Genomic DNA, 15,429 nt, shown 5'->3' with positions numbered 1-15,429 from the left:
GTGACTGTTTTAGGATAGAGATAATACAATTTACGATAAAGGATGCGGTATAGATGTTACATCAATTTTCAAGAAATGAATTGTCAATCGGTACAGAAGGCGTGGAGCGAATGAAAGGCAAGACTGTGGCCATTCTAGGTGTGGGGGGAGTCGGTTCATTTGCTGCCGAAGCATGCGCGCGCACAGGTGTTGGACGAATTATCTTGGTAGATAAAGATACGATCGACGTTACCAATATCAATCGTCAACTGGTCGCCTATTTGTCTACTGTCGGGCGTTCGAAGTCGGAAGTCATGAAAGAACGTATCTTGGATATTAACGCCGAGTGTGAAGTGATCGATCTACATATGTTTTACACAGATGAAACAGCGGAAGAATTTTTCTCATATAAACCCGATTATGTTATCGATGCATCGGATACGATTAGCTATAAAATTCATTTGATCCAGCAATGTCTTGAACGCGGCGTGAAAGTGATTTCGAGTATGGGTGCTGCGAATAAAACGGATCCGACGCGATTCCAAATTGCGGATATTTCGAAAACGCATACTGATCCACTCGCGAAAGTAATGCGTCTTCGTTTGCGCAAACTTGGTATTCCAAAAGGTGTGCCGGTCGTATTTTCTGATGAAAGTCCGATTGTCGTGCGTGAAGACGTCCTTGAAACGGTCGGAAAAGCGGATGCATCCATTCGAAAAGCACAAATGCCTCCAGCTTCCAATGCATTTTGTCCGTCTGTGGCTGGTTTAATTCTCGCCAGTTGGGTATTAAATGATATAGTGGCAGATATTCCAGTAGAACGTGTCAATGATGCCAAATAAAGGAGAGATCGAATATGAAGACAACTGAAATGATCATTAATGGTAAGCAGATCGGTAAGGAGTTAGAAAAAATCGATGTAGTAAATCCTTCAACTGGTGAGACAATCGGTGCAGTGCCTAAAGGAGGCAAAGCAGAAGCTACGCAAGCAGTCGATGCCGCTTCTGCAGCGTTTTCAGACTGGGCAGCGTTGTCAGCATATGAGCGCAGCGCCTATTTAATGAAATGGCATGCGTTGATTGAGGAAAATGAAGAAAGCGTAGCCGACACTATGACGACTGAGCAAGGCAAGCCGTTAGCCGAAGCGCTTGGCGAAATGCGTTATTCGAATGGTTACATTAGCTGGTTTGCTGAAGAGGGTAAGCGGATTTATGGTGAAACCATTCCGGCTACACAATCGAATAAGCGATTGTTCGTGCAAAAGCAACCAGTAGGTGTAATCGCGTCGATTACGCCATGGAACTTTCCAGCGGCTATGATTGCGCGTAAAGTCGCTCCGGCTCTCGCAGCAGGCTGTACGGTCGTCATGAAGCCAGCTTCTCAGACACCGCTTACTGCAATTCGTTTAATAGAGCTAGCGCAAGAAGCAGGTATTCCGGATGGTGTTCTTAATATCGTAACAGGCAGTGCGAGTGAAATTGCAGAAGCGTGGCAAGAAGACGGTCGTGTGCGCAAGCTGACGTTTACAGGATCTACTGAAATCGGTAAGACATTGATGAAAGGTGCAGCCGATACGATGAAGAAGATTTCATTGGAACTCGGTGGGCAGGCACCGGCGATTATTATGGCGGACGCGGATCTGGATAAAGCAGTAGATGGCGTTATCGCAGCGAAATTCCGTAATGCAGGACAAACATGTGTTTGTGCCAACCGTATTTATGTTCATTCATCAATCGTTGAAGAATTCACAAAGCGCATTGCAGAGGAAACGAAGAAATTGAAAGTCGGCGACGGCAAAGAAGAAGGCGTCGTAATTGGTCCGTTAATTGACCAAGATGCAATCGATAAAGTGGATGAGCATGTACAAGATGCGAAATCTAAAGGGGCAACAGTTGTTACTGGCGGTGAACTCATTAAAGGCTTATTCTACCAACCGACTGTCTTAAAAGATGTAACAGACGACATGCTCTGTATGCAAGAAGAGACATTTGGCCCGGTATTGCCAATTACCACGTTTGAAACACAAGAGGAAGTAATCAAGCGTGCAAATGATACAGTATTTGGACTAGCGTCATACGTCTTCACGGAGAATATCACAAAAGGTATTCAGATTTGCGAAGCGTTAGATTATGGTATCGTGGGTCTAAATGACGGCTTACCATCTGCTCCACAAGCTCCATTTGGCGGCTTTAAACAAAGTGGTCTTGGACGCGAAGGCGGACATCAAGGAATGGATGAATACTTGGAAGTAAAATATATTTCATTAGGCTTATAATAAAAAAAGAAGCAAAAGGGAAGAGTTCGACTCATCCCTTTTGCTTCTTTTAATTGGTTTTGAACTCACGTAAAATGCTATTTCCGTCTAGTACTTTAAAATGTGCAGTCATCGTCCGGTCGTTTACACTATCCGCTGAGACATGATGACCGAATTTTGGAACATAGACGCGGTCCAGTCCGAAATTCACGATATAATGGTCGTTCTGACGGTATTCTCGTTCCGTCGTTTGCGCCAACCATCCCATTAGATACACGCCTTCCGCAGGCTTTTTATTGCTCAATGAAATGACTTGATGCACATCTCCTTTTTGTTCCAATACGCCAAACACTCGTGTTTGACCTAAATCATCTGGTTTCATTAAAGCGGTTATCAAACTAGGAGTCATGCGCTCTTTCGGTACTTTTTCCACATCATAGCGCAACATGACATAGTTTTCGTTCGTGTCTTGCTCGGTGATGGTTTCAGATTGAAGATAAATATCCGTTCCGTTTTTGAGTGTGGTGAAGTAGGGAACCGTGAGACTGGCTAGGATGAGCAGGGGAACGATGAAGAGAATCGATATACTGAATTTACTATGTTTAGGGCCCATTTCAGAGTCACCGCCTTTCTGCAGTTTCATAAAAAAGTTTCTTCTTATGTACAGATAGCATGTGCAGTTTAAGTGTATTTTAGTAAGTATTTACCCATTTTTTTTATTTCAGAAACCTTTCACATTTGTTTGTATGGGGAGAGTGATTTACGTTTTGTTGCATGGGAGCGTACTATGCGGCTTAGGTTGTGGTTTTTGCAGGTGGTTTTCTTGGGTGGAGATTGGAGTTTGGTAGTAGTTTAGCTGGCGTTGTAAGTGTATATGGTCATTCGGGTCCTCTAAGAAACGCGTCCGCCTGGAACACAGATCAACGGTGCCTTCCCACTATCCCATACGCTATCTCCTAACAAAAAACTGCCGCAAAAGTCATATGACTCTTGCGGCAGTACTTTTATTAAATCAATAATCCGAACAACGTACTATCCTTATTCACTTCTTTATAAGGGAAGCCGTTCTTTTCCATTCGTGCAATCAGCCCATTATAGTCTTCTTTGCGCTTAATCTCAATTCCAACAAGACCGGGGCCGCTTTCTTTATTATTCTTCTTCGTATACTCAAACATCGTAATATCATCCTCAGGCCCAAGCACACCATCAAGGAACTGACGCAATGCACCTGCACGTTGTGGGAAATCGACCAAGAAATAATACAACAAGCCTTCATAAATCATCGACTTCTCTTTAATCTCCTGCATTCGTCCGATATCATTATTACCGCCACTGATTACACAAACGACGCACTTGCCTTTGATTTCATTCTTATAAAAATCAAGTGCTGCAATCGGAAGGGCGCCTGCTGGCTCCGCGATAATCGCGTGTTCATTGTATAGATCAAGAATTGCGGTACATACTTTCCCCTCAGGGACACTGACGATGTTTTCAAGATATTCATTGCAAATTTCATAATTAAGCTCGCCCACACACTTCACGGCTGCTCCATCGACAAATTTATCGATATTGGCTAGCGGCACGATCTTTTGTGCATCAATCGACGCTTTCATACTAGCGGCGCCTGCTGGCTCTGCCCCAATCATTTTCGTATGAGGCGACAAGTTTTTGATGTACGTGCTGATACCAGACATCAATCCACCGCCGCCGATACTTGCGAAGACATAATCGATCGGTTCTTCAATATCATTCATAATTTCGACAGCCACTGTCCCTTGGCCCGCGATAATATCCTTATCATTGAAAGGATGAATGAAAATACGCTTTTCTTTTTCCATTAATTCGACTGCACTTTCGAAACAATCATCGAAAGTATCACCGACTAAAATGATTTCGATACGATCGCGTCCGAACATTTTCACCATATTAACTTTCTGTTTAGGAGTCGTTTGTGGCATAAAGATTTTGCCGTCAATGTCCAGGTTCGCACAAGCGAATGCTACGCCTTGTGCATGGTTTCCTGCACTCGCACAGACAATTCCTTTTTTACGAGCTTCTGTTTCAATGCGTTTCATCTTATAATACGCACCGCGCAGTTTAAAGGAACGGACATGCTGCAAATCTTCGCGCTTAATATACACGTGGCAATCATACTTTTCCGATAGACGATCATTCTTCTGCAAAGGCGTGTGCGCAACTATGTCTTTCAGCAACTGGTTGGCAATTAAGATATCTTCTACTTGTACACTTTGAGTTTCCATTTTTTTCACCTTCATCACTTATCATCTAACCTCCGTTACTGAGTCAACGTTTACTCATAATAACATGAAAAAAACTGATTGAACATAAGAAAGTTCTAAATTGTGTGTTTATTTTATGAAGTTTGATAAAAAGGAAAAAGTCTTGTAGATGTAAGCGGTTACTTGCTTGGTGAGATTTCTAACATATCCATTTCATTATTCATTTAATAAATTCATGCAAAAATTTATCAGCTTTTTGTGATGAAATACTAGTAAGTACATTCACTAATAGGAAAGTCTTTTCTTAGTTATACGTAAATAAGCATTGTTTAATTCACCGATGCAAGGGAAAACTAATATATGAAGAACTAACACATCAGAAAGGAAGCGTTTGTTCATGCAGAAATGGGATAGTAGACCAGAGAAGCCTGATAACATGCAATGGACGGTGTTTGTTATAACTCTTGTCATCATCGCGGCTGTGATGGTATACGGCCTGATGATGTAAAGTAAAAAAGTGGTATGTCAGTACAGTGACATACCACTTTCTATTTTAAAGCACATAATCTATCATTCGTCGTGCTCTTTTGGAATTCGTCGCGAAATAATAGCTTCTGTCTGAAATGAATGACAACTCAGACTACTCTGTTATATATTAATAACAAGAAAAGAAGCTGTATCAGTACAGAGGAATACTAACTAACCGAATGGAGGAATGAACGATGAAAAAGAACACAGAGCAGACGAGACAAATGGTGGAAAAGGTTTGTACAGAATGTGGTAACCAATTCAAGGAAAAGCAAGAATCTGTAATGTACGAATGCGAGCGTTGCGTCGGACGACATGAACATTAATAAAGAATCCTATGCTTCTAATGGGGCATAGGATTTTTTGCACGAAATAGCATGACTATTGCCAAATACATAGCAAATACAAAATCCCTCGCCTGTAAAAATCAGCTGAGGGATTTTGTAATATAGAAATACTCTATATTCAGCTCATGATAAAGTAGTATTCACCAATAATAGGTTGATCTCTTCGATATTAGAGTTTGATCTTATACTAACTAAGTTAAAAAACGACACCAAGTTGATCGAAGTGGAAGGCGGCGACTCGGGGAGGATCAGCTCGACAGGAGAGACAACTAAGAGAGCGAAGCGAACAGTTGGCTCACCGCGAGCCCTCCCGAACGCGTCCGCCTGGAACGTAGATCAACTTTTCTCTCCCCGTCCCCATTTACAAAACATGAAAAGTAAAATTCCTAAATCCGATTACAGAACTTTAGATGTTTAATGTTTTAGAAAAACTGAGAGTGGTATAGAATGATAAGGTGTATTTAGTCTGTTGGAGAGGAGGATGTATGTATGGCGTACATTGGTCTACTATTGATCGCAATCTCACTATTGATTGTCGCCATCTACCTTTCATTGTTACTGACGAAGTCTTCAAACTTATTGCTGACAGTCATGGGAACGGTAAAAGGGGTAGAGGCAGAGCTGGACAAAAGCATGGAGCAATTATATGGAACCTTAAATGAGACGGAACAACTGGCAACAGATGTTCAAGTGAAACTCGCTGCAACGACACCTTTATTTTCTACTATCGAAAATATCGGACGGTCAAGCCAGTACTTGAGTGAAGAAGTAAACAAACGGACAAGACAGTTTGAAGAGGACGGTTCTCTTCCGGGAACAGAAAAGTTCGTTCAAGCCATTCAATATGGAGAGTTCGGCGCTCAGGTTTATAATTCATGGCAACGCGGCAAAAGAAGTACAAAAACTACGTAAAAGGAAATGAGGGTTGAGAATGGATCTCGTTGGAATTGGCGTTATACTGATTGGTATTGCCTTCGTCATTTTAGCTATCTATTTCGCTAAAGTACTACAACAAGTTGGAAATATCCTACACGATGTCGATGAGACAGTAGGGGCACTTCCGAAACAACTTGACGGTATCTTGGATGAAACAGGAAACTTAATCAAAAACAGTAATGATTCATTAGCAGATATCAATACAAAAATTGAAAATCTCACACCATTGTTCCAAGTAATCGGGGACCTTGGCGAATCTACACATCAATTAACTTCTTCACTTGTGGACGTGTCATCATCTGTCCAACAAAAAGGAGAGCACACAGACACATCAGAGCAAAACAAAAAACTAGGCAACATCTACGGTTCAGCTATGCTAGGTTACTACATCTTCAAAAAGCGTAAACAATCCGTAAGTACAGCAAAAGACCATGCAGAGCAGAACCAACCAACCAAAAGACTACCAGCGCCAGACTCTATCTAAGCGCTGGCAAAGACTGAAGACCAAACCTACCCAGGCTTGATCTTCAGTCTTTTTTTTGCTTCTAACCTAGTGAGTGGGGAAGTAGAAACGTCATTGAACTCACTACGGCGCTAGCAGATAGCTTCCGTGAAGGGCCAAGGACAGGTAAGGGCGCCTGTCCCTGTCTCTTCACTACGCCTACTGCTTGGGAGGCGCCTTCGTTTGGTTTAGGTAGGACAGATAGTGTTTCGCTTTAGAATAGACAGATTGAAAGTGGGAAATTGACTAATGTTTTATTTTTTATTATTTCTCCACGTTTGCTTCTCTTATCCCATCCCACAAAAAAGAGCCATTCACAAAGTCTTTGTAAGACTCTCTGAACAGCTCTTCCACTTATGGTCGCATCTTCTTAAGCTCTTTGCGCTGCTGCATCAAATAAAACGCCAGCGTCGCCACACCATACAACCCTTTATACTCTTTCTCTCGGACAAACTCACCCGCATGGCCTACACGATCTTTAAAACGAATCGTCGTATCCAGTGCAGCCGTCGTTACCTCACGTGAAGCCTCACCGACATCTCCAACAATCTGGAAAACAGGAGTGACTTCATAAATCTGCTTGTTTACATTACTGATCGTATCATTTGTCGTATGAAGGATCTGCTGTGTCTGACCCGTAACTTCCGCTACCGTTGACGGCAGGGTATCGGTCGTCTTCTTGACACTCTCCAACACCTCGGTCAACTTCCCGAGCGGTTTGATCAACACGATTGCGACAATTAGTAGCGCGATGCCAATTAGCAGTACGCCTATTCCTAGTACCCAATCCATCAAGTTCACCTCTCTCCGTTATTCTGCTTCATTTTGTAATACATCTTGGACGCTACTTCAGACAATGCAGTCGTCTGCTCCATCAACTTGGCATACTTGCCTGGAGGCGCTGATACTTGATCCGCCATTTTAGCGATAGAGTTCTGCACGTACTCGGTGGATTCACGAAGTTCTTTCGCTGAAGCCGCCAATCCGTCAACCGATTGCAGTTTTGCATTCGCATTTTCTGCAATTTGGTTCGTCTGCGTCATGAGCTGATCGGCTTTATCCGTAATCCCGCCCACTTTCAGTTCTACACGTTTCATCGTTTCTTTTACATCTGTCATTGCTTCTTTGACCGCTTTGGCTGTTTTGATAATAGCAATTGCGATAACTACTAAAGCCGCAACGGCGACTATGGCACTAATATACAAGAGCACCTTCAATCTAGTCACCTCCACATAATAAGTGCGTTTCTAACCTTGAACGTCTTACTTACGTTTAAACGGGTAAACGTTCTATATCCTTGTCATTCCACAAATGAAAGTAATCTAAACACTGGCATGCTAATTAACTAGAAATACTCTACTTTTACATCGTATATGTGAGTAAAGTACCTCAAATGTGATATAATTTTTCAATCAGACGTAGAAGGAGTGAAAAAAATGCCTTGCAAAGGTTGCATTGTCCGTGATATTGATTATGAAGTATCATTTGAAAAATGTCAGCAACCCGCACTGATCGTTTCAATAGAAGAGCATTTGAAACGAGCTCATATGCTGGTGCGCCAGGAAGACCAAACATTTCATGTAAAAGAACAAGGGATAAAAGAATTATACGACTTTTGCGTCGATCATGCAGTAGAAATGGATTCTATTCAGTTTCGTCTGGACCAAACCGACTGGCGGCCGTTCTCGGAAGTCATGCAAGTCGTCGAAATGCAGTGGATTGACCAAGTGATTAAAGATGAACAACTAACGAGCCACTATCAGCCTATTGTTACACCGGACCTTGAGATTTATGCTTATGAATTACTCGCACGTTTCTACCATAAAGACGGTAGAGTGATCTATCCAAATGAAATCTTCACCGCAGCAAAAGAACGCGGTAGGTTATATGCTCTCGACAGAGTCTGTCGTCTGACGGCCGTTCGGTATGCAAAGCGTATTACGCAAAAAGCATTCATTAATTTCATTCCAACGTCTATATATTCACCTGAGTTTTGCTTGCGATCTACTATTAAATTAGCGAATGATTTGGAGATTGACCCATACCGTTTGATTTTTGAAGTAGTGGAGTCAGAAAAAGTAGAAGACATGGACCATTTAAAAACCATTTTGGAGTACTATCATTCAAGAGGATTCGAGTATGCGCTTGACGATGTAGGGGAAGGCTATAACACGGTTGAAGTATTGTCTTTTCTTCGTCCGAACTATATGAAGCTTGATATTAAGTATGTGCAAGGTGTCGCTACTGATCCTGCTAAGCAAGTTATAGCAGCGAAGTTTCTTGAAAAAGCGCTAGCGGTAGATGCGATTCCATTAGCGGAAGGGATAGAAGAAGTAGAAGATTTTGAGTGGTTGAAAGCGAAAGGATACCAATTATTTCAAGGTTATTTATTTGGTAAACCTTCAGCAGTTCCACTAGCTGAAATCTTGATATGAAGCATACGTGTGGACGGGGTTAATTAGTTTACATTGAATTTAGTTTAATGTTAAAATAAAATTAATAAGGAGATGATACATATGAAATTAGACAAAAAAGTGGCAATCATCACAGGCGGAGCAGGAGGCATCGGATTAGGAATCGCTACGGCATTCGTAAAAGAAGGAGCGACTGTTGCGATCGTTGACTTGAACAAAGAAGCAGGCGAAGCGGCGATTGAAAAATTGCAGAAAATCTCTCCGCAATCGATTTTTCTTCAAGCGGACTTAACTGCACGAGAAGAATTACCTTCCATTGTTGAGCAAGTTGTAACGAAACTCGGTAAATTGGATGTTTTAGTTAACAACGCTCATGCTTCACGTATGAAATCTATTGAAGAGATGACACAAGAAGACATAGACCTGTCGTTCAATACAGGATTTTATCCGACGCTCTACTTGATGCAAGCGGCTCTTCCGCACTTGAAAGAGTCAAAAGGATCCGTTATTAACTTCTCATCCGGTGCAGGATTAAACGGTGATGTGAACCAAGGTTCATACGCTGCGGCGAAAGAAGCTATCCGCGGGATCACAAGAGTGGCGGCGAATGAATGGGGAGAATACGGTATCACGTGTAACCTTATTTCACCAATTGCTAAAACACCAGGCATTGAGCATTGGGGTAAAGAAAATCCCGAAGCTTATCAAGCGATTCTTGCGAAAAATCCACTTGGACGCCTTGGTGATCCAGAGAAAGACATCGGTCGCACCGCAGTATTCCTAGCGAGCGAAGACGCTTCTTACATCACCGGTCAAACGATGATGGTCGACGGCGGATCTATCAAATTACGTTAATACATTATTCAAAGCTGTCCTGATTTTATGGGGCAGCTTTTTTGTATGGAAGAATGAGCGAGTTCGCAACATCCTTTACCAGTTATCTAGCTATACCCTTGCCAAAACAAAAAAGCTGCTCCGTAGTGGAACAGCTCCCCTCAAACAAACGTGTTATTTAACTTAGTGTAAATTTGGATTAAACTATTTCGTTCAGCTTCCGATAAGTGACTAAAGAACTCCGAACGCACTTGCATTCCACATCTCTGTGCTTCACCTAAAATTTCTAGGCCCATGGGAGTTATTTTCCAATACTTTGTTCTGCGGTCTTTTTCATCATTCCGCAACGTAATAAACTCGCTTTTAATGAGCTTTGACGACAAATGCGTCAATGAAGCGGGTGTAAAGCCTAGTGTCTCAGCCAAGTCAGAAGGACGTTGCTCACCTTTGTTATGTAACTCTAGCAACACAAGGATATGGGAGATGCCTAGGGACAGCTTAGATTCTTGCTGGAAACGGATCAGCATTTTATTCGTCACTTGATCCATTAAATGTACCAAATTAAAAATTGTTTGTTTTTCATTCAAAAAGAACGCCTCCCTTTCCTTCAAGAAACTTTATGTTTATATACTATTCATCATACAATATTATATACGAAATGAAACAGTTGTGACACGATAATAATACCTACGTCTTGCTTATTATTTTATATTTAAAGAGTTTTTCATTTTCTTCTTTTTAATTGTAGATTGATAGCGTATGATAAAGACAACGAATGAACTAGATGAACTAAATAGGAAGGTGGGCATAAGGTTTGATGAAAGTTAAAGATTCGTTAACATTTCAGCTAGGTACGATTATAGCTGGAATCTTGGTGGTGATGTTAGCCATTACATCACTAGCTACATATAAGACTGCTTATGACAAATTATATGACGCTGCAGGAATTGAAGCATATGGATGTGCCAATATTACTACTGGATTGATTCGACCGGGTGATATGGACAAGGCATTAGCTGGTGAGGCAGATACACAAGATGAGATTGGTAAGACGTTGAACTGGACAACTGAACACAAGAATATATTTGAAACACAATATATTGTGGATTTGGACGGAAAACTCATTGCGCTTGACGATAATTTGAGGGCGAAAGGGTTTAAACCGGGAGATCAGTTCCATTTGGATAAAGAAGCGATTGATGAGTTACTTGAACACCAACATCCAACCTACTCTCAACCTTACGAGTATGGCGACATGAAGCGACTTTCAGGTTATGCGCCTATTCATAAGGATCAGGATACTAGTAAAGAAATCATCGCAGTAAGTGTCATTGATTTTGATGCCAACATTGTCAAACAACGTACATGGGATGTCGTACGCGATGGGATTTTGCTTAGTATCATTCCGATGTTGCTGGCTTCAGTCGGAACAGGCTTCCTGATTCGTCGGAAAACGAAGCCGATTACGAGTTTAATTGAGCAAGCGAAGAAAATTGCGGACGGCGACTTGGCGGTTCAACCGACAGAAGTGAAATCACAAGACGAAGTGGGCGACTTGGCTCGTACACTGAATCGGATGACGGTGAACTTACAAGATATGATTGCGACGATGAATACGACTTCGCAGCATTTATCTGAAAACGCGGGAGAAACTTCTGCATCACTTTCTGAAATGCGTGAAGCGATTACGATGGTTGCGAATAATATTGAAGAAGTTGTCACAGCGGTTACAGATAGCACGTCGTCTGCGGAGCACGCAACGGGTATTCTGACGGGATTAGCAAGTGGTTTGGACAACACGAAGCAAAGTGCCGATTCCATGCTAAATAATTCCAATGAAACGATGAAGATTGCACTAGAAGGCGCGAAACGTGCGGAAGAAATTCGTGACGATATGGAATTAATTAGAAATGGTTCACAAGAAGTAGGAGACACCATCCAAAACTTGGTTGAGTCTACGACGAAGATTCAAAACATCACGGGCTCCATCGCGGGAATCGCAGCTCAAACGAATTTACTCGCATTGAACGCATCCATTGAAGCGGCTCGTGCAGGTGAACACGGTAAAGGCTTTGCGGTAGTTGCGGAAGAAGTACGTAACCTTGCTGAGCAATCCAATCAGGAAGTACTTGAAGTAGAGAAGCTGGTGAAAGATATTTCGGATCGCATCCAGCAAGTCATTACTTCCACATCAGAAAATACGAAACACATCACGAAAGGTACAGAAACGGTGAAGCTAACGTCTGAGTCTTTGAGTAATATTTCCGTCGCAGTTGGAGAAACTGTTAAAGAAATTAAAAACATCTCGAACTTGATGACGTCAGAAGCTTCGAAATCAACAGAAGCTGTTCAGTTGATCGAGCACTTGACACACTCTGTACAAAATATAGAAGATATGACGAATAATATTGCAGCAGCTGCCGAGCAAACGACAGCAAGCATCGAAGAAATCTCAGAACGTTCCATGCAGACCAATCAAATGGCGCAGGAACTTGAAGTGTTTGTCGGTTCATTCAAATTACCTAAATAAACACTCGGCCATCGCTTTTCAAGCGATGGTCTTTTTTACTATTGATTTTCGAATGTACGTTCTGTATACTACGAACGTACATACGCTTAAGAAATGGGGAATACGTGATGGAAAGCAATCGAGATAGAGGGAAATTGAAGTGGACCTCGCTAATGCTGCCTGAACACCTCGAGAGACTGCGTGATTGGCAACGAGAGGACCACTATATAGAACGACTCGAGTTGACTGACTGGGAGCTACAAACGATGCAGGAGACGCTTGAAGTAGCTTGGCGCAGACGTTGCGAGACATGGATCAAGACGTGGCATGATGGGGAAGTCCGCTTTCATCAAGGGGTGATTGAAGCGCTCGATTTGCAGACGATGACAATTGTACTGCGCGACCCGTTCGGAACAGAAAGAATTCATGTGGCGGATGTCATGGATGTTCGGTTATCAAAAGAAGCTGACGGATTGTAGACAAAAATAAAAGCCGTCTGCGAAGGCAGACAGCTCAGTCTCTGAAAAATGCTTTTTCTACGTTGTACTTGGCTTGCTGTGTGTTGATTACGTACGTTTCGTAGATTTCGCGTTCCATTGGATCATCGATGATAACAGCGGAAATTTTCGCTACTTCTTCACGGTGATTACGCAATGGAGACACTTGGTCTTCAAAATGCTTTTTCAGACGTGGACGTAATTTTCGTGCTTTTCCTACGAATAACAACTCGTCGCTTTGGTTGAAGAACAACAAAAGGCCGCCTTTATCCCGTGGAATATCATGAAAATCGATGAAACCATAGATTGGCTTGATCGGTGTTTCATCCGGTCCCATTTCTTGTTTTCTGCGAACGATCGTTACGTCCGGTTTAGGTAATGTAATATTGATCATTTTACTTCACATCCTCATATCAGTCAGTGTTTATCCTATCATATGACAGAAAAAAAAGCGAGAAACTTTCCATCCAACTCTTGCATATAGTAGACAAATGTCTGGGGAAGGATGAAACGATGAAAAATCCTGCTGTTATAGAAACGTATCATCTATCGAATACGAGGCCAAAAGTGGATGTGTATTATCCTGTCATCACGAAACTGGATGATCCAAAAGTCCAGAAGAAGCTAAATGACGTACTCTTCAAGGAAATGAATAAATTACTTGTGGAAAATAACTATTATGAATCAAGTCTTGTGGAACTAGTGGCAAATTACGAAGTGAAAAATAACCAACGTGATATTTTAAGCATCAACTTAATCGTCTACTCATTCACAGGCGGAGCGCATGGTATGACATACGTTAAATCGCTGACGCTCGATACGAAGACGGGAAGGCAATACAATTTGCAAGATTTATTTAAGCCGGGCAGTCCATATGTCCAGAAAATCTCGGAATATATTAGACGTCATATTCAGCAATGGAAAACGCCCGTCTTAGAACCATTCACTAAAATACGTCCTGATCAGGATTTCTATATAGCCGATACTAGTTTGGTCGTTTACTTCCAATTGTACGAAATTTCTCCTTACGTGGCAGGTTTCCCTTATTTCCCGATACCGCTACTCGATTTACAAGAAATCATCAAACCGAATAGTCCCGCAGATCGCATGTTACCATTTATCGGATTTTGAGAATAAACTGAATAAACTATTGTATGGGCTTACATGACGAAATAGTGTTATAATTTCAATATACTAAATATATAATTGAGGTGGAAACTATGCTAAGAGATTTCTTTATTGGATTATCTGAAAATCAACTATTAAATCAAGCTGCCCAAAAATACGGCTTCCAATTAGGAGCCCAACAAGTGGTGGCAGGAACCAACATCGAAGAAATGATCAAAAGTGTCAAAGAGCTCAATCAAGCAGGTATTTCATGCACGATCGACAATCTGGGTGAATTTGTGTTCGAAAAAAGCGAGGCCATCGAAGCGAAAGAACAAATCTTAGCCGTAGTGGACGCAATCCAAGAACATCAAGTGGATGCGCACATCTCACTCAAACCATCACAGCTTGGCCTCGATATTGACTATGACTTTTGTAAACAACAAATCGAAGAAATCGTTGAACGTGCAAGCCAAAACGAGATCTTCGTTAATTTCGACATGGAAAATTACGACCGGCTAGACCCGACGTTTAAGCTACTCGATGAATTGAAGGTGGCGGGCTATAAAAATATCGGTACGGTCATTCAAGCGTATTTCCACAATGCGATGGACAATACGAAAAGATACGAGGATACACGTCTTCGTTTAGTGAAAGGCGCGTATAAAGAGTCGCCTGACGTCGCGTATATGGATAAAGTAGATATTGATGAAAATTATATAAAGATTATTGAAGAACATTTATTGCATGGAACGTTCACGTCGATTGCGACACATGACCACAATATCATCAATCATGTGAAGCGATTTGTGAAAGAGCATGATATTTCCCGTAATCAGTTCGAGTTCCAGATGTTATACGGTTTCCGCAACGAGTTGCAGTTGCAACTGGCGAAAGAGGGCTATAACTTCTGTACATACGTACCATTTGGCGAGGACTGGTACGGGTACTTCATGCGAAGATTAGCGGAGCGTCCGCAGAATATGAATTTGATTGTCAAGCAAGTGTTTAATAAGAAAACGAATACGGCGATTGGTTTAGTCGCGGGGGCGTTTGTGCTTGGGCGTTTGAGCAAGCGTGGGAGTGGCGAGAAGAAAGATGGCGGCTGGATTAAATATCGGTGATTGGATTTAGGACAAAGTGAGTGGGAGACGAGAAGGCCGCGCCTTGCATTTCGATTGACTGGTGTTCATTTCTGAATGCAGAATCGTGGATAATGGGTTAGGGCGGGTGCGTGTTCGCGTCCGTGTCCGCTCATAGATTTGCGCCAGTGCTCATAGAA

Annotated in this window: 17 protein-coding genes; 11 read left to right on the top strand and 6 right to left on the bottom strand. The window is 42.0% G+C overall.

Annotation, left to right across the window (positions count from 1 at the left end; all coding sequences use genetic code 11):
• The first annotated feature begins 53 nt into the window (after window positions 1-53).
• Window positions 54-821: a tRNA threonylcarbamoyladenosine dehydratase gene (locus SporoP32a_RS01885; RefSeq protein WP_085426362.1), complete on the top strand. Its 768-nt coding sequence runs from the start codon at window positions 54-56 to the stop codon at window positions 819-821.
• Window positions 822-835: 14 nt separating this feature from the next.
• The gene (locus SporoP32a_RS01880) at window positions 836-2,254 is read left to right on the top strand and encodes an NAD-dependent succinate-semialdehyde dehydrogenase (protein WP_085426361.1); all 1,419 of its coding nucleotides are present in this window, start codon (window positions 836-838) and stop codon (window positions 2,252-2,254) included.
• Between the two features lie 49 nt (window positions 2,255-2,303).
• On the opposite strand, the gene SporoP32a_RS01875 is transcribed toward SporoP32a_RS01880, so the two are convergent.
• A complete protein-coding gene (locus SporoP32a_RS01875; protein ID WP_085426360.1) occupies window positions 2,304-2,876 on the bottom strand; it encodes a GDYXXLXY domain-containing protein in 573 nt (190 codons plus the stop codon).
• A 364-nt stretch (window positions 2,877-3,240) separates the two neighbouring features.
• Window positions 3,241-4,509, bottom strand: coding sequence for a threonine ammonia-lyase IlvA (gene ilvA, locus SporoP32a_RS01870; protein ID WP_085428957.1), 1,269 nt, complete (start codon window positions 4,507-4,509; stop codon window positions 3,241-3,243).
• A 686-nt stretch (window positions 4,510-5,195) separates the two neighbouring features.
• Between ilvA and yhfH the strand changes: the two genes are divergently transcribed.
• The 3 genes from yhfH to SporoP32a_RS01855 all read left to right on the top strand — a co-directional run bounded on the left by yhfH (window position 5,196) and on the right by SporoP32a_RS01855 (window position 6,768).
• Entirely contained in the window at window positions 5,196-5,327 is a 132-nt protein-coding gene (gene yhfH / locus SporoP32a_RS01865) for a protein YhfH (protein WP_085426359.1), read from the top strand.
• Between the two features lie 510 nt (window positions 5,328-5,837).
• On the top strand, window positions 5,838-6,260 hold the full coding sequence (locus SporoP32a_RS01860; protein WP_085426358.1) for a DUF948 domain-containing protein: 423 nt from the start codon (window positions 5,838-5,840) through the stop codon (window positions 6,258-6,260).
• 19 nt (window positions 6,261-6,279) lie between these two features.
• Complete coding sequence (locus SporoP32a_RS01855; protein ID WP_232319572.1) at window positions 6,280-6,768, top strand: DUF948 domain-containing protein; 489 nt, start codon at window positions 6,280-6,282, stop codon at window positions 6,766-6,768.
• 372 nt (window positions 6,769-7,140) lie between these two features.
• Here the strand turns inward: SporoP32a_RS01855 and SporoP32a_RS01850 are convergent, their stop codons facing one another.
• Window positions 7,141-7,578, bottom strand: a complete 438-nt coding sequence (locus SporoP32a_RS01850; protein WP_085426356.1) for a DUF948 domain-containing protein — start codon at window positions 7,576-7,578, stop codon at window positions 7,141-7,143.
• 5 nt (window positions 7,579-7,583) lie between these two features.
• Window positions 7,584-7,997 carry a DUF948 domain-containing protein gene (locus tag SporoP32a_RS01845; protein WP_232319617.1) on the bottom strand — a complete coding sequence of 138 codons (414 nt, stop codon included), beginning with the start codon at window positions 7,995-7,997 and terminating at the stop codon, window positions 7,584-7,586.
• Between the two features lie 225 nt (window positions 7,998-8,222).
• On the opposite strand from SporoP32a_RS01845, the gene SporoP32a_RS01840 reads away from it, so the two are divergent.
• Window positions 8,223-9,221 (top strand): EAL domain-containing protein, encoded by a 999-nt coding sequence (locus tag SporoP32a_RS01840; RefSeq protein WP_085426354.1) that lies wholly within the window; start codon window positions 8,223-8,225, stop codon window positions 9,219-9,221.
• Between the two features lie 81 nt (window positions 9,222-9,302).
• Window positions 9,303-10,055, top strand: a complete 753-nt coding sequence (locus tag SporoP32a_RS01835; protein ID WP_085426353.1) for an SDR family NAD(P)-dependent oxidoreductase — start codon at window positions 9,303-9,305, stop codon at window positions 10,053-10,055.
• A 140-nt stretch (window positions 10,056-10,195) separates the two neighbouring features.
• Here SporoP32a_RS01835 and SporoP32a_RS01830 read toward each other — a convergent pair whose 3' ends face one another.
• The gene (locus SporoP32a_RS01830) at window positions 10,196-10,621 is read right to left on the bottom strand and encodes a MarR family winged helix-turn-helix transcriptional regulator (protein ID WP_232319571.1); all 426 of its coding nucleotides are present in this window, start codon (window positions 10,619-10,621) and stop codon (window positions 10,196-10,198) included.
• A 230-nt stretch (window positions 10,622-10,851) separates the two neighbouring features.
• On the opposite strand from SporoP32a_RS01830, the gene SporoP32a_RS01825 reads away from it, so the two are divergent.
• Together SporoP32a_RS01825 and SporoP32a_RS01820 are read left to right on the top strand one after the other, a co-directional pair.
• Window positions 10,852-12,564: a methyl-accepting chemotaxis protein gene (locus SporoP32a_RS01825; protein WP_085428955.1), complete on the top strand. Its 1,713-nt coding sequence runs from the start codon at window positions 10,852-10,854 to the stop codon at window positions 12,562-12,564.
• Window positions 12,565-12,671: 107 nt separating this feature from the next.
• The gene (locus SporoP32a_RS01820) at window positions 12,672-13,022 is read left to right on the top strand and encodes a YolD-like family protein (protein ID WP_085426352.1); all 351 of its coding nucleotides are present in this window, start codon (window positions 12,672-12,674) and stop codon (window positions 13,020-13,022) included.
• 34 nt (window positions 13,023-13,056) lie between these two features.
• Here SporoP32a_RS01820 and SporoP32a_RS01815 read toward each other — a convergent pair whose 3' ends face one another.
• Complete coding sequence (locus SporoP32a_RS01815; protein WP_085426351.1) at window positions 13,057-13,434, bottom strand: nucleotide excision repair endonuclease; 378 nt, start codon at window positions 13,432-13,434, stop codon at window positions 13,057-13,059.
• 119 nt (window positions 13,435-13,553) lie between these two features.
• On the opposite strand from SporoP32a_RS01815, the gene SporoP32a_RS01810 reads away from it, so the two are divergent.
• Window positions 13,554-14,171, top strand: coding sequence for a DUF3298 and DUF4163 domain-containing protein (locus SporoP32a_RS01810; protein ID WP_085426350.1), 618 nt, complete (start codon window positions 13,554-13,556; stop codon window positions 14,169-14,171).
• Between the two features lie 89 nt (window positions 14,172-14,260).
• Window positions 14,261-15,271, top strand: coding sequence for a proline dehydrogenase family protein (locus SporoP32a_RS01805; protein WP_085426349.1), 1,011 nt, complete (start codon window positions 14,261-14,263; stop codon window positions 15,269-15,271).
• Window positions 15,272-15,429 lie beyond the last annotated feature (158 nt).

Source organism: Sporosarcina ureae, from assembly GCF_002109325.1.
Taxonomy (GTDB): Bacteria; Bacillota; Bacilli; order Bacillales_A; family Planococcaceae; genus Sporosarcina; species Sporosarcina ureae_C.
Note: the sequence above shows the minus strand (reverse complement) of the source record. Positions and strands in the feature narration are given on the sequence as shown.